Below are 25,555 nucleotides of genomic sequence, written 5' to 3'. Positions count from 1 at the left end.
ACTCGATAAACCGTTCCAATCCGTGATCCTCTCCATAACGGGTGGATCATCTCAAGAATCCAAAAGTGGGCTGCTGGCAACAACAATATCGCGCCAAACATGCAGTTCCATATGCGATTCGCCTGCCACAAGGAGGGAGATCGACAAAAAGCAGCCCTATTGCTCAACAGCATACGTCCTACTGCATAATTCCTTAAATCGGAATCGATTTAAGGTAAAAATTATGCAGCATATTTAAAGCGTTACAGCGCCGTGCGTTTTATAAAACGCATAAAGGACGCTGTATGTGTCGGAAATCACAGGTTCATTGTTAAAAACAAGCGGGAAGGCCTATCGGATCTCCCTCCTTGTGGGGGAGATGGCTGGCAAGCCAGAGGGGGTAAACGGCACATAAAGGCGTTTGCGTCGTGTACTGTGATTGGATCAGTCCGATGCTCTAAGTTTTTGTTTCCGCATCGGATTCATCTGAAAACCGGTTCCCACTTTTCGGCCGATGCTCTAATCTTACAGTGCCATCCACCCTATCGGCGTATGGCACTGTCGCTGTTTCTATCTGCGCTTTAACGTCCATCTTAAATCGCCTCCGATTTAAGGAATGCTGCCAAAGCGAGATGGCCGGAATAAGCTTAGCGGCTGGCGGCTTTTTTCTGCACCATGGTTTGAGCGGGCTTGGCACCCGCCATCATTGGCTTTTGCATGCGCGATGCTTGTGCTTCCGGTGCCCGGCGATTGGTGTTGGCTGACAGGGTGCGCATGCCAACGGGCCGAATGATGGTTTTGGTCACAACAGGCGCTGGCGCGGGTGTTGGCGCTGGCGCTTCCTTGGCCTTTGCAGCCAGAGCAACCCAGCGCATGATGGCTTCAAAAGCGTGGCGGCCTTCACGGCGCGCGGCCTTCAGGCCTTCGCCGCTCAAAAGACAGGTCGCGCCAATTTCTTTCCAGTTCGGACGGCCGCCATGCAAAGGTGGCAAGGCCTGCCGCACAACCAGATCCAGCATATAGCTGCGCAGGTTTTCGTAATCTTCTTTTGCAAGGATGGGCGCAAGCCGCACATCGCAAAAACTCTCTATTTTCCGAAGGAATATCGGAGCGGAAGGTGTTAATCGGGGCATATTACTCGCAACTCATGAATAGCCCGACAAGGGAGGTGCCGGGATGGGCGCTGCTAAGCTATTGATCTTAACGAAGCGTTTCAAAGGGAGTGCGGCTTTACGATTGTCTGACCTTCATAGTCAACCCAATGTTTGGCTCTCAAGGTCGAAATTTTTCACATCCTTACTATTTTCTTGATCCGGATTCCACGTCAACCTGCGCCTCAACATGGTAACCGCCACTTCAAACAATTTCAGTCGGGATTGCCCTGTGAAATCGCCAGAATAGGCTGTTGCAGGCGGTGATCACCCTGTGAAAACAGTTGCTCATGGCTGCTCATTCATCTGTTCACGCACTCTTGATTTTTCGCGGCATTGCAAATAAAAAAGGTCAATCACCACGGACCCGGTGAAATTCCGGGTGGCTATTCTGGCCGCCGATCCGCCAGACAACGCACAACATCTATCAAACATGTTGGACCGCTTTGCGGTCAGCGCTGAACCTATGTGAAAAAAACTCATGAACATTGTAAAACGCTACCAGCGTGACTGGTTTTCCAATATCCGTGGCGATGTCCTTGCGGGCCTCGTCGTGGCACTTGCCCTCATCCCGGAAGCCATCGGCTTTTCGGTGATTGCGGGCGTTGATCCGAAAATCGGATTGTTCGCCTCTGTCATCATTGCCTGTGTCTCTGCCTTTTGTGGTGGCCGTCCCGGCATGATTTCAGCGGCCACTGCCGCCACCGCCGTTCTGATTGGCGGTCTTGTGCGCGATCACGGCATTCAATATCTGTTTGCCGCCACGCTTTTAATGGGTGCGCTGCAAATTCTGGCCGGTTTTCTGAAGCTGAGCCGTGTGATGCGCTTTGTATCACGCTCGGTTATGACCGGTTTTGTCAATGCGCTGGCGATCCTGATTTTTATGGCACAGTTGCCAGAATTGGTGGGGCGCCCCAATTCCACCTACATCATGATCGCCATTGCATTGGCCATCATCTATCTGTTTCCCCGCATCACCAAAGCCATTCCGTCGCCGCTGGTGGCCATTGCTGTCTTGACGGCTGCAACATGGTGGTTCGGCTTTGATGTGCGCAGTGTCAGCGATTTGGGCGAAATGCCCACCAGCCTGCCGATTTTTGCATGGCCGCAGGTGCCGCTGAATTTTGAGACCTTGCAGATCATTTTCCCCTATTCTGTTGCTCTGGCCGCCGTTGGTTTGCTGGAATCGCTGCTGACGGCCCAGATTGTCGATGACATGACAGATACGCAGAGCAATAAAAGCCAGGAATGCATTGGTCAGGGAGCCAGCAACATCGTGTCGGGCCTGTTTGGCGGCATGGCGGGTTGCGCCATGATTGGCCAATCGGTGATCAATGTCAGCTCTGGCGGGCGTGGGCGGCTCTCAACCTTTGTGGCCGGTGCGTTCTTGCTTGTTCTCCTGTTGGTTCTGGATGATATCTTGCGCGTGGTGCCCATGGCCGCACTCGTGGCAATCATGATCATGGTGTCGATTGGCACCTTCTCCTGGCGCTCCATTCTGGATTTGCGCAAGAACCCGCCATCCTCCTCCTTGGTCATGCTGGCAACCGTGATCACTGTGGTTGCAACCCATGACCTTTCCAAGGGTGTGCTGGTGGGCGTGCTTTTGTCGGGCGTGTTTTTTGCCGGCAAGGTTGCGCGTATGGTGCATGTCAAGGCAGAGGAGCAGCCGGATGGCTCGAGGCTCTATCGTGTGGACGGGCAGATCTTCTTTGCCTCCAGCGAGGCCTTCATTGCCGCCTTTGACTTTGATGACGCAGTGAAAGCCATCACCATCGATGTCACCCGCGCGCATTTTTGGGATATCACTTCCATCGGAGCCTTGGACAAAGTGGTGCTTAAATTTCGCTCCAAGGGGGCCTTGGTGCAGGTGAATGGTGTCAGTGAGGCCACCAGCCACATGATTGACCGATTTGCGCTTCATAAGGATGAGAATGCGGTGGCAGCGCCCGCCGGTCATTGAATTGATCATGCGCCATTCGCTACGCGCATGGCGCATGGCTGGTGTGCGAAAACCTGCCTGTTAATTGGGCGGAAATGCGGATATACATCATTCCAACGAAGCGATGCATCCTCCTCCCGCAGAGCTTCGTGTTACGGGCCAGTTCACTCCTCCTCCCAGAACGGCCCGTTGGAATGACAGCACTCCTCCTCCCAGCTGTCATTCGGTTCTTTTCGGAAAACCTGCCGCACCTCCTCCCGCGGCAGGTTTTTCGTATTTGGGCCGTTTTTATTTTCCAGTTTTTTCTCACTCCGCTGCAATTGGCTGTGCTGTCGATAGAATTGCACGAATTTCTGCCCTGCAGGAACCGCAATTGGTGCCCGCCGAGAGTGTTTCGCCAACCGCTTCAACGGTTGCGCAGCCTTTAGCGATGGCATCTGTGATCTGGTTGATGCCCACTGAAAAGCACGAGCAAACAATAGCGCCCGGATCGATCTGGTTGGCGCTGGGGCGACCGGCAATCAGGCTTACCCGATTGTTCTGATGGGCAAAGCCCTGCGATAGCTGTGCTGCGGCCCAGTTGCGTGAAACGCTGACGGGCTCGCGCGCCATGAAAAGGGCCGCACAAAGCCGATCTCCCTCAAAAAATGCCAAACGCACATCGCCGCTGGCCTGATCCTGATAACCCACCATGTCTGCGTCAGTGGGCACGTTCAAATTGGTTCTTGCCCAAGCCGCCCAGTCCATCGTGCTTTCAAAGCCAAGCTCCAGCCGCCAGCCGCCATCTGCTTTTGCCAAAGCCCAATAGGTCGCATCCAGAGCGCTTGGTTTGGTTGCGGATATTGCAAAGCCATAGGCTTCGATCGCGCAGGGTTTGATGGCAACGGCACTGCTTTTTAGGGCTGGTTGGCCAGAGACAGGATCGGTGATGGACGGTATGAGCGTATCCACCCGACCGGTTGGTGCGGTTTCGCCTGTCCAATGCATAGGCGCGAAAATCGAACCCCGGCTTTGGCGCGCACTTAGAAGGGCGCGGACAATGACCCGTTGCCCGGTTAAGCTGGTGATTTCGACAAGCTTTGCGTCGTCAATGCCAAAATCCTGCGCATCGAGGGGGTGAATTTCTGCAAAGGGTTCGGCCAAGTGGGCGGAAAGGCGCGCACTTTTGCCAGTGCGGGTCATGGTGTGCCAATGGTCGCGCACGCGACCGGTGTTCAGGGTGAGGGGGAAGGCATCGCTCACATTTCCGGAGTGTGCCGGTGCCGTGGCGATAAAACGGGCTTTGCCGTCGGAATGATAAAATTTTCCGGTGCTAAAAAAGCGACTGTCTTTGGGGGCGGTGCCAAACGGTTGCGGCCATTGAAAGGGAGAGAGCGCGTCATAGTGCTGAGCATCAATGGAGCGATAGGCACTGATGTCAAAATCGCGGCTGCCGTTGTTGTTCAAGCCTGATAGAGCCGCATGTTCAGCAAAAATCTCAGTAGGCGATGTGTAGGCGAAGGCTTGCGCAAACCCCATGCGGCGGGCAACCTCTGCTAACTGCCACCAATCGGGCTTGGCACTGCCGGGAGCGGCTTTAAACGGCCGCTGGCGCGAAATGCGCCGTTCCGAGTTGGTAACGGTGCCGGATTTTTCTCCCCAGCCGCTGGCGGGCAACAGCACATGGGCGAGGCGGGCCGTATCCGTGTCGGCTTGCATGTCAGACACCACCACAAAGGGGCAGGTTTTTATCGCGGCCTTCACCGCATCGGCATCGGGCATTGATACCACGGGGTTGGTGGACATGATCCATAGGGCCTTGATGCGACCATCCGCCACCGCCTTGAACATATCGACCGCTTTCAGGCCGGGCTTTTCAGCCATTTTGGGTGCAGCCCAAAACCCTTTCACGCTTTCACGGTGATGCGGATTTTCAAGATCCATATGGGCGGCCAGCATATTGGCAAGCCCGCCCACCTCGCGCCCGCCCATGGCATTGGGCTGGCCGGTCAGCGAAAATGGCCCCATGCCGGGCTTGCCTATGCGCCCGGTGGCGAGGTGGCAATTGATAATCGCATTGACCTTGTCTGTGCCGTTTGCGGATTGGTTGACGCCCTGACTGTAGCAGGTCACCACTCTTTCGGTGGCAGTAAACAATTTAAAAAACTGGCGCAATTGCATGGCAGGCAAGCCTGTTTGCATCATCAGATCGGCCAGTGACTGGCCCATGATCTGCTCAAACACCTCGGAAAATCCATGGGTGTGGGCGGCAATATAGCTTTGATCAATCGCGCCGTTTTCAATCAGATGCGCCAAAAGCCCGTTAAACAGTGACACATCACCATCCGGTTTGATGGACAAATGCAAATCGGCGATGTCGGAGGTCGCGGTGCGGCGCGGGTCAATCACCACCACTTTCAGCGAGGGCCGCCGGGCCTTTTCCGCGGCAATGCGTTGATACAGCACGGGATGGCACCAGCCCATGTTGGAGCCAACCAGCACGATCAAATCCGCCAATTCCAGATCTTCATAGCATCCCGGCACGGTATCGGAGCCAAAAGCGCGTTTGTGACCAGCAACAGACGATGCCATGCACAGTCGTGAATTGGTGTCGATATTGGCAGAGCCGATAAAGCCTTTCATCAGCTTGTTGGCGACATAATAATCCTCTGTCAGCAATTGGCCGGAGAGGTAAAAAGCCACCGAATCCGGGCCAAACTCTGCAATCGTGTCTTTGAAGCGTGTGGCGACAAGATCAAGCGCCTCATCCCAACTGGCAGGCGCACCAAAAACCCGAGGCTCCAAGGCTCGCCCATCCAGATCCAGCGTTTCACCAAGAGCCGAGCCTTTGGAGCAAAGCCTGCCGAAATTGGCCGGATGGTCAGGATCGCCCTTGATGCTGACCGTGCCATTATCGTTGACCCGCGCAATCACGCCGCAACCGACCCCGCAATAGGGACAGGTGGTTTTGGTCTCATTGGCTGTGGCGTGAGGCATGGTCTGTCTCCTGAAAAGGATGGTTTATGCGAAAACACGGTAAGGGCACTCAGACCCCTCCCCAGCCCTCCCCCTTGTGGGGAGGGCTGGGGAGGGGCTCTGTCACCCAGCAAGCATGTTACCTGCGTGGTCCTTTGTAGTTATGGCCTTTAAAACTCCACGGAAAGATAGATCATCTCGCCTTCAAGCTTGACGGGGAATGTCGCAGTAGCACCGTCATCGGCCCCTTGCGCCAATCCGGTTTCCAGATTGATCACCCAATTGTGCAGCGGGCAGGTGACGCAATTGTCGTGCACAATGCCCTGGCTCAAGGGACCGTTTTTGTGGGGGCATTTGTCTTCCATGGCAAAGACCCGGTTATCATGGGTGCGAAATACGGCAATGGTGGTATCGCCATGTTCGACGCAGCGGGCACCTTGCGGCGGAATATCTTGGAGCGAGCCAATTGCTACCCAGTTTTTAGCCATCAAATTCATTCCGCAGCCTCCCTGCTCATGATCGCCATGGGCTTGAACTCATGCTTGTCCTTGCCGGAAACGCGCTCCGACCAAGGGTCTACCTGGGCGAATTTTTGGGAAAACACGAAGCGCTCATAATAGGCTTTGCGCTTGCCTTCATCCTCCATGATCTGGCGGCGGATTTCGTCATGACCAATGCGCTTGGTCCACTTGTAAATGCGCTCCAGATAGCGGCCCTGTTCGCGATACATCTGGGTGAGTGCCACAATATGCTCCAGCGCTTCATCCTCGGTTTTGACCATGCCGAGCACGTCAGTGCCCTTGATGTCGAGGCCAGCGGCCCCGGCAAAATGGATTTCAAAGCCGGAATCCACGCAGATCACGCCAATGTCCTTGCAGGTGGCCTCGGCGCAATTGCGCGGACAGCCGGAGACCGCCAGTTTCAGCTTGGCTGGTGTCCATGAGCCCCACATGAATTTTTCCAACCGAATGCCAAGCCCGGTGGAATCCTGTGTGCCAAACCGGCACCAGTCAGACCCCACGCATGTTTTGACCGTGCGAAGACCCTTGGCATAGGCTTGGCCAGAGACAAAGCCAGCCTTGCCGAGATCAGCCCAGACGGCGGGCAGGTCTTCTTTTTTGATACCCAGCATATCAATGCGTTGGCCGCCGGTGCATTTCACCGCCGGGATGTTGAACTTGTCGACAACATCAGCAATGGCCCGCAGCTCTTTCGATGATGTCATGCCACCCCACATGCGCGGCACCACTGAATAGGTGCCATCCTTCTGGATGTTGGCGTGAACACGCTCGTTGATGAAACGCGATTGGTAATCATCGGCATATTCATCTGGCCAGTCGCAGACCAGATAATAGTTGAGCGCCGGGCGGCATTTGGCGCAGCCGCATGAGGTTTTCCATTCCAGTTCCTGCATCACGGCGGGGATGGTTTTGAGCGATTTAGCCTTGATCAGACGGCGCACGTCATCATGGCCAAGCTCCGTGCAGGTACACATTGGCGTCACTGCCGATGGGTTATAGGCATCGCCCAAAGTGAGGCTCATCAATTGTTCGACCAGGCCCGTGCAGGAGCCGCAAGAGGCCGAGGCTTTGGTGTGGGCGCGCACCTCGTCCAGGGAGGTCAGACCCTTGGAAGTGATGGTAGTGACGATTTTGCTCTTGCAAACGCCGTTACAGCCGCAGATTTCCGCATCATCTGGCAAGGCTGCAACGGCCGCCATAGGGTCCAGCGGGGTGCCTCCCTGATAGGACTGGCCGAAGATCAACGTATCGCGCATCTGGGAAATATCAGTACCGCGCTTCATCAGGTCGAAAAACCACGATCCATCGCCGGTTTCACCGTAAAGCACCGCCCCGATGATCTTGTTGTCCTTGAGGACCAAGCGCTTGTAGATGCCCGATGAGGCATCGCGCAAAACGATTTCCTCCCGGTCTGGCCCTTCCGCAAAATCACCGGCCGAAAACAGATTAATGCCGGTGACCTTCAGCTTGGTGTTGACGACGGAGCCGTGATATTCGGCAGCGCCTCCAATCAGCCGATCCGCCAGCACCCGCGCACTTTCATAGAGCGGGGCAACAAGGCCATAGCACTGGCCGCGATGCTCGGCGCATTCACCAAGCGCGAATATCGAGGCGTCCGAGGTCTGCATGCCATCATCCACCACAATGCCGCGATTGACGGCAATGCCTGCGTCTTTGGCCAGTTGGGCTGCGGGGCGAATGCCAACCGCCATCACCACCATGTCACCCATGATGGTGCGGCCATCTTCCAGCTCAATGCCTTGCACTTTGTCGGCACCGAGAATCTGCTTGGTATTGGCCTTGGTGATGATGTCGATGCCGCGCTCGTTCAGCGCTTTTTCCAAAAGATAAGCGGCGGCAGGATCCAGCTGCCGTTCCATAATCGTCGGCATCAGGTGAATAACGGTGACGTCCATGCCCTGCCGTTTCAACCCATAGGCGGCCTCAAGCCCCAGAAGGCCAGCACCGATGACGATGGCGCGACCTTTACCCTTGGCGATTTCCAGCATTTTCTCGACATCATCGAGATCACGATAGGCCAGAACACCCGGCAATTGATGGCCGGGAACAGGGATGATAAAGGGCAGCGAGCCGGTGGCAATCACCAGCTTGTCGTAAGATAGGGTGATGCCCGTTGCCGATGTGACGGTCTTGTTGGCGCGGTCGATCTCAGTGACTTTCGCTCCACGGTACAGCGTTACACCATGGGTTTTGTACCAGTCATCACCATGGATGATGATGTCTTCATAGGCTTTTTCACCGGATAACACCGGCGAGAGCATGATGCGGTCGTAATTGACGCGCGGTTCAGCATTGAAAATCGTGACATCATAAAGGCCGGGGGCCTTTTCAAACAGCTCTTCCAGCATGCGCCCCGGGGCCATGCCATTGCCGATAATGACGAGTTTTTCTCGCATGGGAGACTCCTATTCCGCAGCCGCGATGCGGGATGATGTTTGCCGATTGATCCGGCAGTTGCGTTTTTCCTGAATGGATGTGAGCTGTTCTGCGCTGGGGTTTGCGCCGCCTTCATAGGCTTCAAGAAATTCCAGCAATTCCGCGCGATAGGCGTAGTAATCAGGGTGAGAGAGCAGACTTTTGCGCGAGCGTGGACGCGGCAGATCCACCTCCATGATATTGCCGATTTTGGCATTTGGCCCGTTGGACATCATCACCACGCGGTCGGCCAGCAAAATGGCTTCATCCACATCATGGGTCACGCAGATGGCAGTGACTTGCGTGCGTTTCCACACATCCATCAGCACTTCTTGCAATTCCCAGCGGGTGAGGCTGTCCAGCATGCCAAAAGGTTCATCCAGCAGCAGCAATTTGGGCGAGAGCGCAAAGGCGCGCGCAATGCCCACCCGCTGCTTCATACCGTTGGACAGGTCATTGGCCAGCCGATGCATGGCATCGCCAAGGCCAACCCGGTGCAGGTAATACTCGACAATATCTTTGCGCTCAGAAGGGCTTGCATCCGGATAAACCCGATCCACACCGAGAGCGACATTTTCGCGCGCCGTCAGCCATGGCATGAGAGATGGCGCTTGAAACACCACAGCGCGGTCTGGTCCTGCGCCTGAAATTTCGCGACCGTCCAGAATAATACCGCCCGATGAAATCGGATTCAGTCCCGCCACCATTGACAAAACCGTGGATTTGCCGCAGCCGGAATGGCCGATGATGGAGATAAACTCGCCCTGTTTCATTTTCAGGTCGAACCCGTCCACAACGGTCAGCGGGCCTTTGGGGGTGGGGTAGATCTTCTTGACTTCGAAAAACTCGACATAGCCCTTTTCGATGGCCGATTGCGCCTTGCGGGCATAGGCGGCGGGCAGGTTTTCGGCCTGCGGTTTGCGCGTGATCGGCACCACATTGGGCAAAACAATGCCGGGGTCTGCATCACTGTTGCGGGCCGCACCCAGATCCATCAGATATTCGGTCACACAGGCGCGAAGAGCGATAAACGCATCATCAGCATTCATCTCAGTGCGTTCGCGCGGACGGGCCAGTTTCACATCAAAGCTTTTGCCCAACGTGGCCTTTGGCCCCGGTGTCAGCGGAATGATCCGGTCTGCCAGCAAAATCGCTTCATCCACATCATTGGTGATCAGGATGATGGTTTTCTTTTCCTGCTCACAAATCGCGGCCAATTCATCCTGCAGCTTGGCGCGGGTGAGGGCGTCGAGGGCCGATAAGGGCTCATCCAGCAGCAGCACGTCCGGCTGCATGGCCAGTGCGCGTGCAACAGAGACCCGCTGGCGCATGCCGCCAGACAGCTCGGCCGGTTTGCGGTCCGTTGCATGAGAAAGTCCGACCATGGAAATATAGTGCTCGACGATGGTGGAGCGCTCAGACTTCGGCTTGGCCTTGTGAAGGCTGTCCACCGCCAGCGCCACATTATCGCGCACTGACAGCCATGGCATCAGAGAATAGTTTTGAAAGACAACGCCAAGGGCAGGGTCTGGCTTGGTGATCTCTTTGCCCTTGAAAAACACCTGGCCGTTATCAGGCTGTGTCAAGCCGCATAACAGCGAGATCAGCGTGGATTTGCCAGAGCCAGAAAAGCCGACGATGGCAATAAACTCGCCTTGCTCAACGGTGAGGTTGATCGTGTCCAGCACGTCATTGCGGCTTTTAGCCTCGCCGAAGCTTTTGGAAACATTGCACAGTTGCAAAATGCTCATCAAACTCTCCTCAGCGGTTGGTGGTGAAGGTGAAGGCCGATTGCAGCGCATACATGATGCGATCGAGAATGAAGCCGATGATGCCAATGGTGAGTACTGCCACCAGAATGCGGGCAAGCGAGGCAGACGAGCCGTTTTGGAATTCATCCCAGACAAATTTGCCAAGGCCGGGATTTTGCGCCAGCATTTCAGCAGCAATCAGCACCATCCAGCCCACGCCGAGCGAGAGCCGCATGCCGGTGAAAATCAGCGGCAAGGCTGATGGCAGCACCAGTTTGCGAATGGTGGTGCCGGTGGAGAGCTGTAAAACCTTGCCAACATTGACGAGGTCTTTGTCAATCGAGGCAACACCCATCGCGGTGTTGATCAGGGTTGGCCAGAGAGAGCAGAGCGTCACCGTGACGGCAGAGACCACCATGGATTTTGGAAAATAATCGGAGGTGTCCACATACAGCGCCGAGACCACCATGGTGACAATCGGCAACCACGCGAGAGGTGAGACCGGTTTGAAAATCTGGATCAGCGGATTGATGGCGCTGTTGAAGGCTTTTGACAGGCCGGAGGCAATGCCAAGCGGCACGGCAATCGCGGTACCAATCAGAAAACCAAGGCCGACGGTGAGCAGGGATGTACCAATCTGGTCGATATAGGTGGGGCTGCCGGTATAGCTCCGCTCTTTCACCATATCAGCCTGGCCATCGGCAATCAGCTTGGCATTGCGCTTGTCCTGACGTTCATAAAAAGCAGCTGCCTTGGCCCGCTCTGCCTGATAATCGGCCCAGAGCACTTCGGCTTGTTTTGCCACTTCAAACGGGCCGGGAATGGCACCCAGCGAGGTGTGAACTTGCGGGGCCAGCACACCCCACAACACCAAAAAACTGACAATGCCAACAAGAGGATAGAGCAAAACGCGCTTGAGAACGCCCAATTGCTCACGCGGATCGTCGCCTGCCGCAATTTTCAAAATCGGCGTCAGCCAGACCAGACCCAGCACGTCGAGCCATCGCGCCGCGCTGTTGATCCGCTGAAGTAGGCGCTCTTTGCGTTTGGCCCTGTCATCCAGTGTGGCATTGAAGGTATCTGTCGCGTTGGTCATAGGTCCGGTCCTTCGCAAACGTGGTCTTGAGTGGGAGAGTGGGGCCGCCCGCACATGCCTTTGGCGGCTAGCTCAATCAATTGCCAACAACAGTGGTGCCATCGAGCTTTTGGCCGGCTTTCAGACCAATCTTCAGGCTATCGATATAGGCGTTGGGCTTTTTGCCATCATAGGTGATGCCATCGATGAACTCGGCGGTCGGGGCCTTGTATCCATCTGTGCCAAACGGGAAATCTTCCTTTTTGGCTTCGCCGTCTTCAATCAAAAGCTCCGCGGCTTTCATGTAAATATCGGGGCGATAGACCGATTTTGCCGTCTCGTCATACCACGCGTCGGGCTTTTGATCGGCAATCTGGCCCCAGCGACGCATTTGGCTGAGATACCAGACCGCATCCGAGTAAAACGGATAGGTGGCATTGTAGCGAAAGAACACATTGAAATCGGGAACCGGACGCTTATCGCCCTTTTCATATTCAAACGTGCCGGTCATGGAATTGGCAATCACGGCTGCATCCGCACCGACATATTCCGGCTTGGAAAGAATTTTGACCGCTTCCATGCGGTTGGCATTGTTGTTCTCATCCAGCCATTCGGCGGCGCGGATCAGCGCTTTGGTCAAGGCCAGCGTGGTGTTGGGATATTTTTTGACGAATTCGTCTGTCAGGCCAAACACTTTTTCCGGCTTGTTTTTCCAGATTTCACTGGAGGAAATCACGGGCACGCCGATGCCCTTGAAGACCGCGGCCTGATTCCATGGCTCGCCCACGCAATAACCATCAATGGTGCCTGCTTCCAATGTTGCCGGCATTTGCGGTGGTGGTGTTACAGAGAGCAGCGCATCCGCCTTGATCTGGCCCGATGTGTCGTTGGTGCTGTAGTAACCGGGGTTGATGCCGCCAGAGGCCAACCAATAGCGCAGCTCGTAATTATGGGTTGAGACCGGAAAAACCATGCCCATTTTGAAGGATTTGCCTTCAGCCTTGAAAGCATCGACCACGGGCTTCAAGGCATCGGCCTTGATCGGGTGTTGTGGCTTACCATCAGGACCGGTTGGAATATTCGTCTTCATCGCCTCCCACACCGGATTGGAAACGGTGATGCCATTGCCATTCAGGTCCATGGAAAAGGGGGTCACGATATGGGCTTTGGTGCCATAGCCAATGGTGGCTGCCAGCGGCTGGCCCGCCAACATATGCGCACCGTCCAACTCGCCATCAATCACCCGGTCCAGCAGCACTTTCCAATTGGCCTGCGGCTCAAGGGTGACATATAGCCCCTCATCTTCAAAAAAGCCCTTTTCCTTGGCAATCGCCAAGGGTGCCATATCCGTCAGCTTGATGAAGCCAAGTTTCAGTTCATCCTTTTCGACCTTCAGCATCTTGGCATCGACCGGTATAGCACTGCTGCCAAGCAAAACAGCGGTCAACACGGACAGACATTGAACCAGATTTCTCGTCTTCAGCCTTCCTGTGGTGGCGTGATGCACCATGTGGCGGTTCCCCTTTTTTTGACGGAAATAAAAACAAAAAAACGCCTCAGGATGTGCCACTCAGACTTTTTGAAAAAGTCGAATTGCAACCGTGAGACGCCGTTGTGTCATGGAGTTCGCATTGAAGCGAAAATTTAGCGCTGATCGCCGTTGATCGCGCAAATGAAGATAAGCATATCTTGTGCCAGTCTGGCTAGATAGAATCTATCATCTTGATAATAAATATTTATTTATTTTATTTCCTGCACAAATTCTGAGCGAATGTCTAAAATTTGCTGTTTCTTTCTTGTGCAGAGTGCCTAATAAGTGGCGATAGTGCTCACGAACGAGGACTGAAGCTGTTCGTTTTCACTGAAAAGCGCGCGACATAATCAGCAATGTCATGGGGATCGAACGAAAAGCCGTCAATGAAGCGGTCAGCCGAATCGAGACCTTCAATGCGCATATCATCAGCCGTGAAGCCATCGGGCAAGCCAAGAGCCTGTCTGTAAATGTCAGGGCGATAGGCGGATGCTGCCTGTGTCACCTGTTCCGGGCCATAATTCACCTGTCCCCAGCGGATCATCTGGCTGTAAATCCACAAAGCTTGGCTGGGGCGCGGGTAATTGGCATGATTGCCGTGAAAGCGGAAGTAGTGATCAATAATGCGGCGATTGCCCTTGGCATCGACATTGAACTCTCCGGCCAGCACCGGCTGGATAATCTCCGCAGGAATGCCGATATAGCGCTCGCTGGAAAGAGCTTCTGCCAAAATCGCTCGGTTGTCGGGCTGATCACACCATTGCCCGGCGGCATCAAGCGCCACAATCAGGCGCGCAATCGTGTCTTGATGGTCTTCAGCCCATTGCGGGCGCATGCCCAGAACTTTTTCCGGTGCCGAAGGCCAGATATCCTGCTTGGCGGCCACAATGCGCCCGGTGCCGCGCTTTGAGGCTACCATGTTCCATGGTGCACCAACGCAAAATCCATCAATGGCACCCGCTGCCAATGCATCGGATGTCAAAGGGGGCGGCACGACCACCAGATTGACGTCTGTATCAGGATTTATGCCACCTGCCGCCAGCCAATAGCGAAATTCATAATTATGCGATGAAAAGGGATAGGTCACACCAAAGGTTGGGCATGGTTCACCGGCCCGACGCATGCCATCCAGCACGCCAGCCAATGCCTTGGCATTGTCCAGTGCGCTTGAGGTTTCCGTGATTGTGCCTGTGTCAATCATCCGCTGGAACAGGCGGCTGGACAAGGTAATCGCATTGCCGCCCTGACCAAGCGAGAACGCGGTGATTGTTGGTGAGGGGTTTGAGCCCAACCCCAGCATGGACGCCACCGGCATGGGCGACAGCATATGGGCCACATCGAATTGCTGAAAGGCCAGCCGATCGCGAACATTGGCCCAGGAGACATCTTTGACCAGATCCAGCGTCAGCCCTTCTTTTGCGGCAAAGCCAAACTCCACAGCCGCGATTAACAGCGATGCATCGACCAGCGGAATAAAGCCTGCACGCAAATAGCGGCGCTCTTTGCGGCCCGTTGCGGGAGCCGCCAAGGTCGAGGGGGTGTTCATGTGGGTGTCCGCCTGGTTCATCTGGGGGTTCCTCACATCAAAAGACTGGCGGCGGTGACGACGCTTTGGGCAATATCTGCCATTTTCTTTTTTTCGTTCATGGCGGTTTGTCGCAAAAGTGCGAAGGCTTCTTCTTCGGAAAGGCCGCGCATCTTCATCAATATGCCTTTGGCGCGTTCAATGATTTTGCGCTCCGTGAGTGCGGTTTTGGCGTCGGTCAACTCGCGTTGCAGACGATCAAAGGCACGAAAGCGGATAACGGCCATATCCAGGATTGGCTTCACTCGCTCTTTTTTCAAACCATCAACGATATAGGCCGAGACGCCCGCATCCACGGCGGCGGCAATCGATTCCGTATCGGCGCGATCGACAAACATGGCAATCGGGCGGCTTACGCTGCGCGTCAGCTGAAACAGATGCTCCAACATGTCGCGATTGGGATTTTCGAGATCGATGATGATAACGTCAGGCTCAAGCTGCTCTATGCTGCGGGCAATACCTTGCACTTCATGGATGACAATGACGCGCAGGTGTCCCGCCTCCCGCAAGCCTTCCTCAATAATGGAGGCGCGGATGACATTTTCATCAATGACAAGAATGGTCAGGTCGCTATGGTTCACACCCTAGGCATACTGCACTGCGAAAAACTTGACAATTGCCTTGATGGAAAAGCAACGAACGGCTGTCATGTGCAGCCGTGATCACAGCCGTTCACATTTTTGCGCCCTTGGCTGGGGCTGGCTGTTGTCTTGGCGCGGTTTGGTTATTGTGGTGATATAGGCTTGAGCAAAAAATCAAGAAGAGCAAGCAGATGAATCGTAAAATTCGTCGGGCACATCTGTGTTGCAGCATAATTCCTTAAACCTGACCCGGATAAAGACGAGGTTGATGAGGATGGTATAGAATGCCGCCATGGTGTGGTGGAGTAAGCAGTTTCTGGCAATGTCCAGCTGACAAAGTCTAAAACGACAGGTTGTTTTTGCGCCAATGAGTCCAATATAGCTCAAGATTCTGCTGTTTGAGTTTGTCGGGAAAATCGGATTTGATCTTTCTGATAAATTGGACTGCAAGTTGGAGGGCTGAAGCGACAGAAGGTTGTGCGTGTTAAGCATCCGCAGGAGAGGTTAGTTTTGAAAATGATACCCACAGTGCTCTACGGGATCAAAATCGCCAGTCGATGGGCCTGCGTCCTGTTGTTGCTGGTGGTTGCGTCACTTAATTCTGTTGAGGTCGCCGGTGCCGCCGATTGCCGTAGCAGTCCGGACGCCAAAGTGGACTGGTCTGGCTGCTATAAACGCCAGCTTATGTTGGGCGGCAGTAATTTGCGCGATGCAAACCTTTATGATGCGGACCTGAGTTTTACGGATTTGAGCAATGCCAATCTGCAATCGGCCGATTTGGAAAAAACCACACTTATCCGCACTTTGCTTGCCGGTGCCAAAGCAGACGGGGCAAAGTTTGAGCGCATCGAAGCCTATCGAGCCGAAATGTCGCGCATCTCGGCGGTGGATGCCAGCTTTGTGAATGCGGAAATGCAGCGCGTCAATCTCAAGGCCGCGAATTTGGCCGGGGCAGATTTCACCAAGGCAGAGCTTGGCCGTGTGAACTTTGAAAAAGCGATTCTAACCGGTGCCAAATTCAACCTAGCCAATATGTCGCGCGTGAGTTTGACCAATGCCCGTCTGGATGGGGGCGTGGATTTTGGTGAAGCCTTTATGTTTCGCACCCGTATCGAAGGCGTTGATTTGTCCACGGCAAAAGGGTTGAAGCAAGATCAGATTGATCTCGCCTGTGGCGATAGCCAAACACGTTTGCCGCTCGGTCTGACGATGCCCAGTGATTGGCCCTGCCAGCCGGATTGAGCTGACATTCTTGAACAATAAGCTGGCAAGATTGAACTCCTGCCAGCCATGCTGCACAATTCCTTAAATCGGAATCGATTTGAGGAATTGCGCATCAGATCAAAAGCTCTACACCCCTATGCGCCATGTTTGGCGTACGACGCTGTAAAATCTACACGACGCTTTTTGTTTCGGTATTGGGCCTATCGAATGATTGGTTCGCCGTGAAAGCGACGTCTGGAGGGTTTTGAAACACCAAAGCCAACCTCCATCATCAAGCGTGGCTTTGAGGTGGGCACCGTTCCCATATGGAAGCCGAAGGGGTCTTCAACAAATCCCGACCCGGCCGGTCCTGTGAGCGTAATCGTGCTTTCTGGGCCATAATATCCCAAAACATCGTCAGCGGGATGGCCAACCAGCAAGGTGAACTGGTGTTTGAGGCGACGGCGGCGGTGGCTGCCGCGCACAAACACGTGCGGCCCGGTGCCTTCATCGACCGTGTTGATGTTGAAGAAAAATTTCAACATCCGCCAGTCATCAAGGTCAAAGTGAAATTTGTCGAGAGAGGCCATGCTGCGGTCTCTTTCGGAGGCGAGTGTTGGAAAACTCCACCAAACGCGCGTGGTGATCAATTGCGCGTTTGCACCAAGATAGTTTTTGGCGATATCAATCAAAAGTGGATCTTTTTGTACCGCAAGGGCTGCGCGACAGTCCATAATGCGTTCAAACAGGTGGCCGCTCAGAAGCGACCGTCCATAGCGTTTTTCGGCTCCCGCATGGTCGCTTGCTTTGAATTCCAACCGGCGATCAAAGTTGCCAAAGCATGGTGTGGTCAGCGCATAGGCGTGAATCTCTTCATGGATGGCCTGTGGAAGATTTAAGCCGGTAAATATGCCATCTTGTTTTAAGGCGGATACGGCAGAGCGGTAGTCTGCATTAAACATGCTTTTGCCGGTTGATTGTTCTGTTTTGGGCTTTCGGGCCGTCAGCCAATGCAGGTTTCGTCCTGGTAGGGTTCTGGCCAACATAAACATTGGAAGCCAGGCAGGATTTTCACGGATGTCAGCGATATAGGTTGGTAGTCGCACGGCCATTCGACGCAATTTGCCGCCGCTACGCGCAATGGATTCAAGATCTTTGGGTTGGACATCAAGTTTTTGCATCTCGGCATTCTCCTTGTGACCGCCATGTCAGCAATCGATTTGAATAGTATTCAAGCCATGCATATGTGCCTTTCGACATCAACCTTCTAACCTTGTTAGGGTTGGAGAGCAATGAATTTATTGAATTTTTAACGCATATTTCTAAATTATTTAAATTTACAATATTAATATTTAAGAATCCAGCAATAGATTTTGCGTATACCCCACCATGATATTCATGTCTTACGCCAAGAATACTATGTATATTTCTCCACATTTGTGAATAAAATTACATAAAGTTATGCAGTGAAACTATTTGTTGAGGTAAGGCGAATTGGAATTTTAATCTATTTTTTCGCAGTAATTTATGCCATTTATGTTTTATGCCGTTAATTTAGAAAAATTAATCCGAAATAGTAAATTAATGTGGATTTTATTTCTATCGACTCTCAAAAGTTTGATTTATTTGGGTGTGAAATTTTTTTTGTGATTTTGAAATTATCTCATTGAAATAGTGAAAATTATTGTGCTAGTGCGCAAACGGGGATGCTTTTTTAACGGTGCGCAACGTGGCGGATGTCAATAATACATTGGATTTTTTACCAACTTCTGAGTATTCAGTTGGAAAAAAGAGTTTTAAGCGTTTCATAATTCGATCTATGCGGAGTTTTGTTTTAGAATCAATTTATAGACGCGAATTGAGGGACTTAAATTCCTTCTTTTCAACATCTCCTTTCAGTAAAGTCAGAGATATATCGGCCGATCTCCAGACAAAAGCTCTTGGACGGTATTTTTTTCGGTGCACTGATACACGCGGGCGATTTCGCGCCATTCTTGATCACTATACTTTGTTTTCGAAGTATTTTGACGATGATGTGTTTTTGGCAGCTCATACGCAGGAGATTTTGATTGCGCAGACGCTCTACAAAGACCAGAAACTCGCACTCTATCTATGTCGGCAAGATGGCTTTTCTCGCGAGGCCGAGATTCGCGTCAAGCTGACCTTTAACAATGTCACCATTGTTCAAATGGGCATGTCATTTGTCGATAGAAAGAGGCTGGGGCTTGGCGCTTCTGGTGATGCTCTTTGGATCGGAATCGTTAAATCCAGTATTCCGGGAGAACCGGGGCGCGAGAGCTTTCGCCATTTCACCAAGGCTTTTGAGGGGCTGCGCCCCAAATACCTACATGTGATGTTTGTCCAGTCTCTGGCCCGCGCTCTTGGCATTTCCGAGATTTTTGCACCCTCCTATTGCGGGCAGGCAGTCGCATCGAGTCGGCGCTTCAAACAGCGTGTTCACGCTGACTATGATGGCTTTTGGGAGGAATGCGGAGGGGAGAGGATCAATCAGTATCTGTATCAGATCCCTTGTGAACGTCCGCCGCGCGATTTATCCGAGTATAAGCCAAACAAACGATCCCAAGCCAAAAAGCGTCAGGAACTGGAGACGGGTTTGAGGCAGGCAATGTGCCAGATGTTTGAAAGCTTGAAGCGCCCTGAGGCGGTGCTGTAGCCCCGAAACTTTTTTGTGTAAGGGCTCATTCGCAGGTGCTGGTGCGAAAAGTTTCTACCTCTTGCAAAAGCCATTGTGTGAAAGCAATCAATGGCTTTGAGGCGCGCTTGTCGTCTGGCGATACGAGATAATAACTGCTTTGGCTTTTCACGCTATGGCTTGACGCCAGTACCAATTGGCCACTCTCCAGTTCTGGCCTGATCAAAAACAGCGGCATGAGGGCGACGCCCAGCCCGGCAATGCAGGCCTGTGCCACATTCATGAACTGCTCAAATCCCATGGTGGCGGATGGATTGGCTTTTATGCCAAGGCTTGCAAACCAGTTATCCCAGGCGAGAGGGCGCGATTTCATCTCGATGAGCGGTAATGTTGCAAGATGATTTTGCTCTCTAATGTTGTGAGCCTTTAAAAAAGATGGACTACAGACAGGAGCCACCGTTTCGTCCATCAAAAATCGGCAGGTTGCTCTGGGCCAATTGGGCTTGCCGATATGAATGGCCGCATCCAGTTGCTCGGCGTGAAAATCGAACTGGCCTATTCTGGTCGCAAAATTCAAATTGATATGGGGATAAAGAGCGACAAAGCTCGAGATGCGCGGCAAGAGCCAGCGTGTGCCAAAGGTTGGCAGGATGGCAATGTTCAAACGGCTGTCTTCGGAGCCGGTCATGGCTTCCAGCGATGCATCCTGAATGAGTGAAAGTGCCGTCTGGATGGTTTTGTGGAAAGCCTCGCCGCGGGCGGTCAGGCCAACCCCGCGACCGTTGCGCACAAACAGAGGTGTTTCGAGCTGCTGTTCCAGCGCCAGAATTTGGCGGCTGATGGCTCCTTGTGTCAGGTTAAGCTCGGCCGCCGCCGCCGAAAAACTGCCGAGTCGCGCCACGCAATCCATGGTCACGAGGGCGGTGGTGGAGGGGAGGAGGCGGCGCTGCAATGACTTCATCAGCTATGAATATCTCTCATACCTCGTTTCGTAAACATCGTTTTGCATTGAAGTGAAAATCTGTAAAATCATTGCCAGAAACACGTTTGTCGAGGTTGGCTATGAGCTTTGTGTGGGACGATCCCTTTTTGCTGGAAGATCAGTTGACGGAAGAAGAGCGGATGGTCCGCGATGCGGCCAACACCTTTGCCAAGGCCGAACTCGCGCCGCGCGTTGCTGACATGTATCTTCATGAGACCACCGATCGCGAGCTGTTCCCGCTCATGGGTAAAGCTGGCCTTTTGGGCGTGACCCTGCCGGAAAAATATGGCGCGGCTGATGCTGGCTATGTGGCCTACGGTCTGGTGGCCCGCGAAGTGGAGCGGGTTGATTCCGGTTTCCGCTCAATGATGAGCGTGCAATCCTCGTTGGTCATCTACCCGATTTTCGCCTATGGCTCAGAAGAGCAAAAGGATAAATATTTGCCGGGCCTCGTCTCAGGCGAATTGATTGGCTGCTTTGGCCTGACCGAGCCGGATGCGGGCTCTGATCCGGGTGGCATGAAAACCCGCGCTGAGAAAATCGAGGGCGGCTATCGTCTGCGCGGCTCGAAGATGTGGATTTCCAACGCGCCGATTGCCGATGTGTTTGTGGTCTGGGCAAAGTCCGAGGCGCATGATGGAGCCATCCGTGGGTTTGTGCTGGAAAAGGGCATGAAAGGTCTGTCGGCTCCAAAAATCGGCGGCAAGCTGTCGTTGCGCGCATCGATCACTGGTGAGATTGTTCTGGATGGTGTTGAAGTGGGCGAGGATGCCCTGCTTCCGGGCGTTTCGGGCCTGAAAGGGCCGTTTGGCTGCCTCAATCGTGCCCGCTATGGCATTTCCTGGGGCGTCATGGGAGCTGCTGAAGATTGCTGGGCGCGGGCGCGGCAATATGGTCTCGACCGTCACCAGTTTGGCAAGCCTTTGGCGGGTATGCAGCTTTACCAGAAGAAGCTGGCTGATATGCAGACCGAAATTGCCCTCGGCCTTCAGGCATCCTTGCGGGTTGGTCGCCTGACGGATGAGCACAAAATGGCCCCTGAGATGATTTCCATCATCAAGCGCAACAATTGCGGCAAGGCGCTGGATATTGCCCGCATGGCCCGCGATATGCACGGCGGCAATGGTATTCAGATTGAATATCATGTCATGCGCCATGCCCAGAACCTTGAAACGGTCAACACTTATGAAGGCACGCATGATGTTCATGCCCTGATTTTGGGCCGTGCACAGACCGGCATTCAGGCGTTCTTTTAAAAATCGACAGGGAATTGATCATGTCCGAGGCGCCGCTTGCCGGATTGAAAGTCATCGAACTTGCCCGCATTCTGGCGGGGCCATGGATTGGCCAGACTTTGGCCGATCTGGGAGCAGATGTGATCAAGGTGGAAAGCCCGGAGGGCGACGACACCCGCAAATGGGGCCCTCCCTTTATCGACGATGGCGCGGAGAAATCGGCGGCCTATTTCCATGCCTGCAACAGGGGCAAGCGCTCGATTGCTGCGGATTTTTCGAAAGCGGATGATCAGCAGATGGTGCGGCAGTTGATCGCTTCTGCCGACGTGGTGATAGAAAACTTCAAAGTTGGTGGCTTGCAAAAATACGGGCTGGATTATCAGAGTCTGAAGGATGACAATCCAGGGCTGATATATTGCTCTGTCACTGGCTTTGGCCAGAACGGGCCGTATGCGCATCGCGCTGGTTACGATTTCATGATTCAGGGCATGGGCGGCATTATGGATCTGACTGGTGAGCCGGATGGTCCGCCGGAAAAAATCGGCGTGGCATTTGCCGATATTTTCACAGGTCTTTATGGGGTGATCGCTATTCAGGCCGCCCTTGCATTACGAACGCGTACCGGGCAGGGTCAATTTATTGATATGGCCTTGCTGGATTGCATGTCGGCAGTGCTGGCCAATCAGGCCATGAACTATGCGGCTTCCGGCGTGGCACCCAAGCGCATGGGCAATGCCCACCCCAATATCGCGCCGTATCAGACATTTCCGGTTTCGGACGGACATATCATCATCGCCTGCGGCAATGATGGCCAGTTTGCGCGGTTATGTTGCGTTCTTGGTCTGGAGGGCGTGGCGGGCAAGCCGGAGTTTGCCACCAATTCTGCGCGGGTCGCCAATAGAGCGGCGCTGACCGAGATGATGGAAGCGGCAACCCGCAGATTTTCGCGGGCTGATCTGCTGGCCGCCTTGGAACGGGCAACGGTGCCCGCTGGCCCAATCAATAGCGTTGCCGATTTGTTTGCCGATCCGCAATTTACCTTTCGCGCGATGAAAATTATGCCAGATGGCGTGCCCGGCATTCGCACGCCCATCATGTTTTCCGATGCGGATTTGAACACGGCGCGCCGTTCTCCGCGATTGAATGAACACCGCGATGAAATTTTGGCAGAGCTTTCGGCAGGTGGCCCTAAGGATTAGGTGGTTTGCTTTTGCTGCCTATGGGCCAAATAAATGCCTTCTTGCAAGAAATGCCACGCATTCTATCTTCCAGCGCGAAATCACGGATAGGGTAGGATGGCAGACATGAAATTTGCGATGATAGCGCTGGTGGCGTCTTTGGGGCTTGGTGGCGCGGCCTTTGCGCAGGAAGCTGTGGTGGGCGTGAACAATCCCGATCAGCTGTTTACCAGCAAAGACCCGGCATTAAACCGCAACAAGCAGGTGACTTATAAAATCATCACCGTGCTCTTGGAAGCCAATCATTGGGATCAGGCGGATCAATACCTGACGGCGCGTTACATTCAGCACAACCCCAATGCGGCCTCTGGCCGTCAGGGCGTGGTGGATTATTTCACCAAGGTTTTGAAGGTAAAGCCAACGCCGATTCCATCGAAGATGAAAACCAAAATCGTCTCTGTGGTGGCCGAGGGTGATATTGTCACTGTGGCCTATCCGCGTGAGATGAAGGATCCCAAAAATCCAGGCAAAACCTATACCACCACATGGTTTGACAGCTGGCGCTTTAAGGATGGCAAGGCCGATGAGCATTGGGATTCGGCATTAAAACCGTAAGGATCAAGGGGATATCTGTTTTTTTCCCGTGATGTTTCGGAATCAAAAGCGTAGTGTTCCGCCGAATTCATGATTTGGTGGAGCATACCGTGACTGAGAACCCGCGCGTGCGGTTGAGAGAGCTTGGTGTTGATGTTGGTCACTACGCCACAGGTCCGCTCAATGCCATAACCGACGTGGCGGGGGTTCAGGTGGGGCACATTACCCTCTTGGAAGGTGAGAAAACGCGAACCGGGGCCACCGTTATTGTGCCCCATGCTGGCAATGTGTTTCAAGATAAAGCGCCCGCAGGCATTGCGGTGTTGAACGGTTTTGGCAAATTTGCCGGCAGCACCCAGATTGTTGAGCTTGGCGAAATTGAAACGCCGATTGTGCTGACCAACACGCTGGCAGTGGGCCGTGCCATTGAGGCGCTCAATCGCTATACGCTCGAGCAGACCGGCAATGAAAAAGTCACCTCCATCAATGCTGTGGTGGGCGAAACCAACGACAGTCGGCTCAACGATATTCGTGCAGCGCGGCCAAGTGTTGATGAAATCCTGCTCGCTTTTGAAGCCGCCAAATCTGGCATGGTCGCAGAAGGTGCCGTGGGCGCGGGCAGCGGCACGGTGGCTTTTGGCCTGAAAGGCGGCATTGGCACCAGTTCGCGCCGGGTCAAAATTGGCAAAACCCATTATACACTGGGCGTTTTGGTCCAATCCAATTATGGCGGCCATTTGCTGGTGGCAGGAAAGCCCTATAGAGCAGATGCCACGCACGATAAGGACGGCTCAATTGTCATGATTGTGGCCACCGATGCGCCTCTGTGTTCGCGCAATCTCAAGCGTCTGGCCGAGCGCTGCTTTGGTGGGCTTGCCCGCACGGGTGCGGCCCTCAGCAATGGATCGGGTGATTACGCGCTGGCCTTTTCCACGGCGGAAGCGGTGCGGCGCACGCCTGCGCGTCGCAAGGAGATTTCCGATGCGATTGCACTGTCCAACGACGTTGTGTCGCCGCTTTTTGAAGCTGTGATTGAGGCAACCGAAGAAGCCATTCTCAATTCTCTCACCATGGCTGAAACCGTTTCTGGCTACAATGCTGCTACGGGCAAGCCCTCCACGTTTGAGGCGATTTCGCTTGATGCGATCCGCAGCCTCTAAACATTGCATCTATCAGGAGCTTTCATGTCCAATCCCGCTATCCGCACGGTTTATCTCAACGGTGCATTTCTGCCTGAGAACGAGGCACACATTTCCATCTTCGACCGTGGTTTCCTGTTTGGCGACGGTATTTATGAAGTCACCGCTGTTTTGGAAGGCAAGCTCGTTGACAGCCCCCTGCATATGGCGCGGCTGGAGCGGAGCGTCGGCGAAATCGGCGGTTTCCTGCCGATTTCCACCGATGAGATTGTTGAGATCGAGCGCCGGTTGATTACTGAGAACGGGCTAGTTGAGGGCATGATCTATCTGCAATACACCCGTGGTGCGGAAGACCGGAACTTCTTCTATTCGAAGGATTTGCAGCCAACCCTGTTGCTGTTTACCCAATCGAAAAAGCTGGATGTGGCCAGCGTGATGGAAACCGGCCTGAAGGTCAAAACCGTGCCAGATCAACGCTGGGAACGCCGCGACATCAAGAGCGTCTGCCTGCTGCCGCAGGTTCTGGCCAAGCGCATTGCCAAGGAAGCTGGCTGTGATGAAGCCTGGATGGTGGAAGATGGCTTTGTGACGGAAGGTGCATCCAGCACCGCCTATATCATCACCGCTGACGACAAGATCGTCACCCGCGCCAACAGCAATATGACTTTGCCGGGCTGCACCCGTCTGGCCGTGCTGGATCTGGCCCGTGAACATGGCCTGACCATTGAAGAGCGGCCTTTCACGGTGGAAGAAGCTTTGAATGCTCGTGAAGCGGCGCTGACCAGTGCGTCTAACTTCATTGTGCCAATCACCGAGATTGACGGCAAGGCGATTGGGGGCGGTAAGCCCGGGCCGATGATTGCACGGTTGCGGGTGCTGTATATGGACAATGCGCGCAAGACGGCTGTTTAACTGCCCGGGTGAAAACCCCTCCCCGACCCTCCCCACAAGGGCAGGCGAATCGCATATGGAACTGCATGTTTGGCGCGATATTGTTGTTGCCAGCAGCCCACTTTTGGATTCTTGAGATGATCCACCCGTTATGGAGAGGATCACGGATTGGA

Annotated in this window: 19 protein-coding genes and 1 other annotated feature; of the genes, 8 read left to right on the top strand and 11 right to left on the bottom strand. The window is 53.8% G+C overall.

Annotated features, from left to right (window positions below; translation table 11 throughout):
- Positions 1–626: 626 nt before the first annotated feature.
- A complete protein-coding gene (locus tag E6C51_RS19775) occupies positions 627–1,052 on the bottom strand; it encodes a hypothetical protein (RefSeq protein ID WP_190237276.1) in 426 nt (141 codons plus the stop codon).
- Between the two features lie 438 nt (positions 1,053–1,490).
- Positions 1,491–1,546: a sequence feature (sul1 is cis-regulatory element that is thought to sense ions involved in sulfur or methionine metabolism; They are found in Alphaproteobacteria), on the top strand.
- Between the two features lie 65 nt (positions 1,547–1,611).
- Here E6C51_RS19775 and E6C51_RS19770 point away from each other — a divergent pair.
- Positions 1,612–3,093 (top strand): SulP family inorganic anion transporter, encoded by a 1,482-nt coding sequence (locus E6C51_RS19770; RefSeq protein WP_190237275.1) that lies wholly within the window; start codon positions 1,612–1,614, stop codon positions 3,091–3,093.
- Between the two features lie 285 nt (positions 3,094–3,378).
- Here the strand turns inward: E6C51_RS19770 and E6C51_RS19765 are convergent, their stop codons facing one another.
- The 8 genes from E6C51_RS19765 to E6C51_RS19730 form a co-directional block, all read right to left on the bottom strand.
- Positions 3,379–6,048: a nitrate reductase gene (locus E6C51_RS19765; RefSeq protein ID WP_190237274.1), complete on the bottom strand. Its 2,670-nt coding sequence runs from the start codon at positions 6,046–6,048 to the stop codon at positions 3,379–3,381.
- A 149-nt stretch (positions 6,049–6,197) separates the two neighbouring features.
- Positions 6,198–6,524, bottom strand: a complete 327-nt coding sequence (gene nirD / locus E6C51_RS19760) for a nitrite reductase small subunit NirD (protein ID WP_190237273.1) — start codon at positions 6,522–6,524, stop codon at positions 6,198–6,200.
- Positions 6,521–8,965, bottom strand: coding sequence for a nitrite reductase large subunit NirB (gene nirB / locus E6C51_RS19755; protein ID WP_190237272.1), 2,445 nt, complete (start codon positions 8,963–8,965; stop codon positions 6,521–6,523). The genes nirD and nirB overlap by 4 nt, the downstream gene beginning before the upstream one ends.
- A 9-nt stretch (positions 8,966–8,974) precedes the next feature.
- Positions 8,975–10,735 carry an ABC transporter ATP-binding protein gene (locus tag E6C51_RS19750; protein WP_190237271.1) on the bottom strand — a complete coding sequence of 587 codons (1,761 nt, stop codon included), beginning with the start codon at positions 10,733–10,735 and terminating at the stop codon, positions 8,975–8,977.
- 10 nt (positions 10,736–10,745) lie between these two features.
- Positions 10,746–11,831 carry an ABC transporter permease gene (locus E6C51_RS19745; RefSeq protein WP_190237270.1) on the bottom strand — a complete coding sequence of 362 codons (1,086 nt, stop codon included), beginning with the start codon at positions 11,829–11,831 and terminating at the stop codon, positions 10,746–10,748.
- 76 nt (positions 11,832–11,907) lie between these two features.
- Positions 11,908–13,320, bottom strand: a complete 1,413-nt coding sequence (locus E6C51_RS19740; protein WP_190237269.1) for a CmpA/NrtA family ABC transporter substrate-binding protein — start codon at positions 13,318–13,320, stop codon at positions 11,908–11,910.
- Between the two features lie 319 nt (positions 13,321–13,639).
- On the bottom strand, positions 13,640–14,887 hold the full coding sequence (locus E6C51_RS19735; RefSeq protein WP_230987499.1) for a CmpA/NrtA family ABC transporter substrate-binding protein: 1,248 nt from the start codon (positions 14,885–14,887) through the stop codon (positions 13,640–13,642).
- A 32-nt stretch (positions 14,888–14,919) separates the two neighbouring features.
- Positions 14,920–15,507, bottom strand: coding sequence for an ANTAR domain-containing response regulator (locus tag E6C51_RS19730; RefSeq protein ID WP_146934999.1), 588 nt, complete (start codon positions 15,505–15,507; stop codon positions 14,920–14,922).
- Between the two features lie 516 nt (positions 15,508–16,023).
- Here E6C51_RS19730 and E6C51_RS19725 point away from each other — a divergent pair.
- Positions 16,024–16,749 (top strand): pentapeptide repeat-containing protein, encoded by a 726-nt coding sequence (locus E6C51_RS19725; RefSeq protein ID WP_190237277.1) that lies wholly within the window; start codon positions 16,024–16,026, stop codon positions 16,747–16,749.
- A 182-nt stretch (positions 16,750–16,931) separates the two neighbouring features.
- On the opposite strand, the gene E6C51_RS19720 is transcribed toward E6C51_RS19725, so the two are convergent.
- On the bottom strand, positions 16,932–17,891 hold the full coding sequence (locus E6C51_RS19720; RefSeq protein ID WP_190237267.1) for a hypothetical protein: 960 nt from the start codon (positions 17,889–17,891) through the stop codon (positions 16,932–16,934).
- A gap of 548 nt (positions 17,892–18,439) precedes the next feature.
- Between E6C51_RS19720 and E6C51_RS19715 the strand changes: the two genes are divergently transcribed.
- On the top strand, positions 18,440–19,384 hold the full coding sequence (locus E6C51_RS19715) for a DUF535 family protein (protein ID WP_190237266.1): 945 nt from the start codon (positions 18,440–18,442) through the stop codon (positions 19,382–19,384).
- 25 nt (positions 19,385–19,409) lie between these two features.
- On the opposite strand, the gene E6C51_RS19710 is transcribed toward E6C51_RS19715, so the two are convergent.
- Positions 19,410–20,324, bottom strand: coding sequence for a LysR family transcriptional regulator (locus tag E6C51_RS19710; protein WP_190237265.1), 915 nt, complete (start codon positions 20,322–20,324; stop codon positions 19,410–19,412).
- Between the two features lie 86 nt (positions 20,325–20,410).
- On the opposite strand from E6C51_RS19710, the gene E6C51_RS19705 reads away from it, so the two are divergent.
- The 5 genes from E6C51_RS19705 (at position 20,411) to E6C51_RS19685 (ending at position 25,403) form a co-directional block, all read left to right on the top strand.
- Positions 20,411–21,601 carry an acyl-CoA dehydrogenase gene (locus E6C51_RS19705; RefSeq protein WP_190237264.1) on the top strand — a complete coding sequence of 397 codons (1,191 nt, stop codon included), beginning with the start codon at positions 20,411–20,413 and terminating at the stop codon, positions 21,599–21,601.
- Between the two features lie 20 nt (positions 21,602–21,621).
- Positions 21,622–22,779 carry a CaiB/BaiF CoA transferase family protein gene (locus tag E6C51_RS19700; RefSeq protein ID WP_190237263.1) on the top strand — a complete coding sequence of 386 codons (1,158 nt, stop codon included), beginning with the start codon at positions 21,622–21,624 and terminating at the stop codon, positions 22,777–22,779.
- 105 nt (positions 22,780–22,884) lie between these two features.
- Positions 22,885–23,373 carry a nuclear transport factor 2 family protein gene (locus E6C51_RS19695; RefSeq protein ID WP_146934982.1) on the top strand — a complete coding sequence of 163 codons (489 nt, stop codon included), beginning with the start codon at positions 22,885–22,887 and terminating at the stop codon, positions 23,371–23,373.
- An 89-nt stretch (positions 23,374–23,462) separates the two neighbouring features.
- Positions 23,463–24,512, top strand: coding sequence for a DmpA family aminopeptidase (locus E6C51_RS19690; RefSeq protein WP_190237262.1), 1,050 nt, complete (start codon positions 23,463–23,465; stop codon positions 24,510–24,512).
- A gap of 24 nt (positions 24,513–24,536) precedes the next feature.
- The gene (locus E6C51_RS19685; protein ID WP_190237261.1) at positions 24,537–25,403 is read left to right on the top strand and encodes a D-amino-acid transaminase; all 867 of its coding nucleotides are present in this window, start codon (positions 24,537–24,539) and stop codon (positions 25,401–25,403) included.
- The last annotated feature ends 152 nt before the right edge of the window (positions 25,404–25,555 follow it).

It is taken from the genome of Gillisella terrae, from assembly GCF_004801395.1.
Lineage (GTDB): Bacteria > Pseudomonadota > Alphaproteobacteria > Rhizobiales > Rhizobiaceae > Allorhizobium > Allorhizobium terrae.
This window is presented reverse-complemented; position numbering and strand designations above follow the sequence as displayed.

Bases quoted from the DNA above. Each gene is read 5' to 3' on its own strand.
- E6C51_RS19770 (WP_190237275.1), top strand. From the start codon at position 1,612: ATGAACATTGTAAAACGCTACCAGCGTGACTGGTTTTCCAATATCCGT.
- E6C51_RS19750 (WP_190237271.1), bottom strand. From the start codon at position 10,735: ATGAGCATTTTGCAACTGTGCAATGTTTCCAAAAGCTTCGGCGAGGCT.
- nirD (WP_190237273.1), bottom strand. From the start codon at position 6,524: ATGAATTTGATGGCTAAAAACTGGGTAGCAATTGGCTCGCTCCAAGAT.
- E6C51_RS19710 (WP_190237265.1), bottom strand. From the start codon at position 20,324: ATGAAGTCATTGCAGCGCCGCCTCCTCCCCTCCACCACCGCCCTCGTG.
- E6C51_RS19735 (WP_230987499.1), bottom strand. From the start codon at position 14,887: ATGAACACCCCCTCGACCTTGGCGGCTCCCGCAACGGGCCGCAAAGAG.
- E6C51_RS19685 (WP_190237261.1), top strand. From the start codon at position 24,537: ATGTCCAATCCCGCTATCCGCACGGTTTATCTCAACGGTGCATTTCTG.
- nirB (WP_190237272.1), bottom strand. From the start codon at position 8,965: ATGCGAGAAAAACTCGTCATTATCGGCAATGGCATGGCCCCGGGGCGC.
- E6C51_RS19725 (WP_190237277.1), top strand. From the start codon at position 16,024: ATGATACCCACAGTGCTCTACGGGATCAAAATCGCCAGTCGATGGGCC.
- E6C51_RS19765 (WP_190237274.1), bottom strand. From the start codon at position 6,048: ATGCCTCACGCCACAGCCAATGAGACCAAAACCACCTGTCCCTATTGC.
- E6C51_RS19695 (WP_146934982.1), top strand. From the start codon at position 22,885: ATGAAATTTGCGATGATAGCGCTGGTGGCGTCTTTGGGGCTTGGTGGC.
- E6C51_RS19720 (WP_190237267.1), bottom strand. From the start codon at position 17,891: ATGCAAAAACTTGATGTCCAACCCAAAGATCTTGAATCCATTGCGCGT.
- E6C51_RS19745 (WP_190237270.1), bottom strand. From the start codon at position 11,831: ATGACCAACGCGACAGATACCTTCAATGCCACACTGGATGACAGGGCC.
- E6C51_RS19740 (WP_190237269.1), bottom strand. From the start codon at position 13,320: ATGGTGCATCACGCCACCACAGGAAGGCTGAAGACGAGAAATCTGGTT.
- E6C51_RS19700 (WP_190237263.1), top strand. From the start codon at position 21,622: ATGTCCGAGGCGCCGCTTGCCGGATTGAAAGTCATCGAACTTGCCCGC.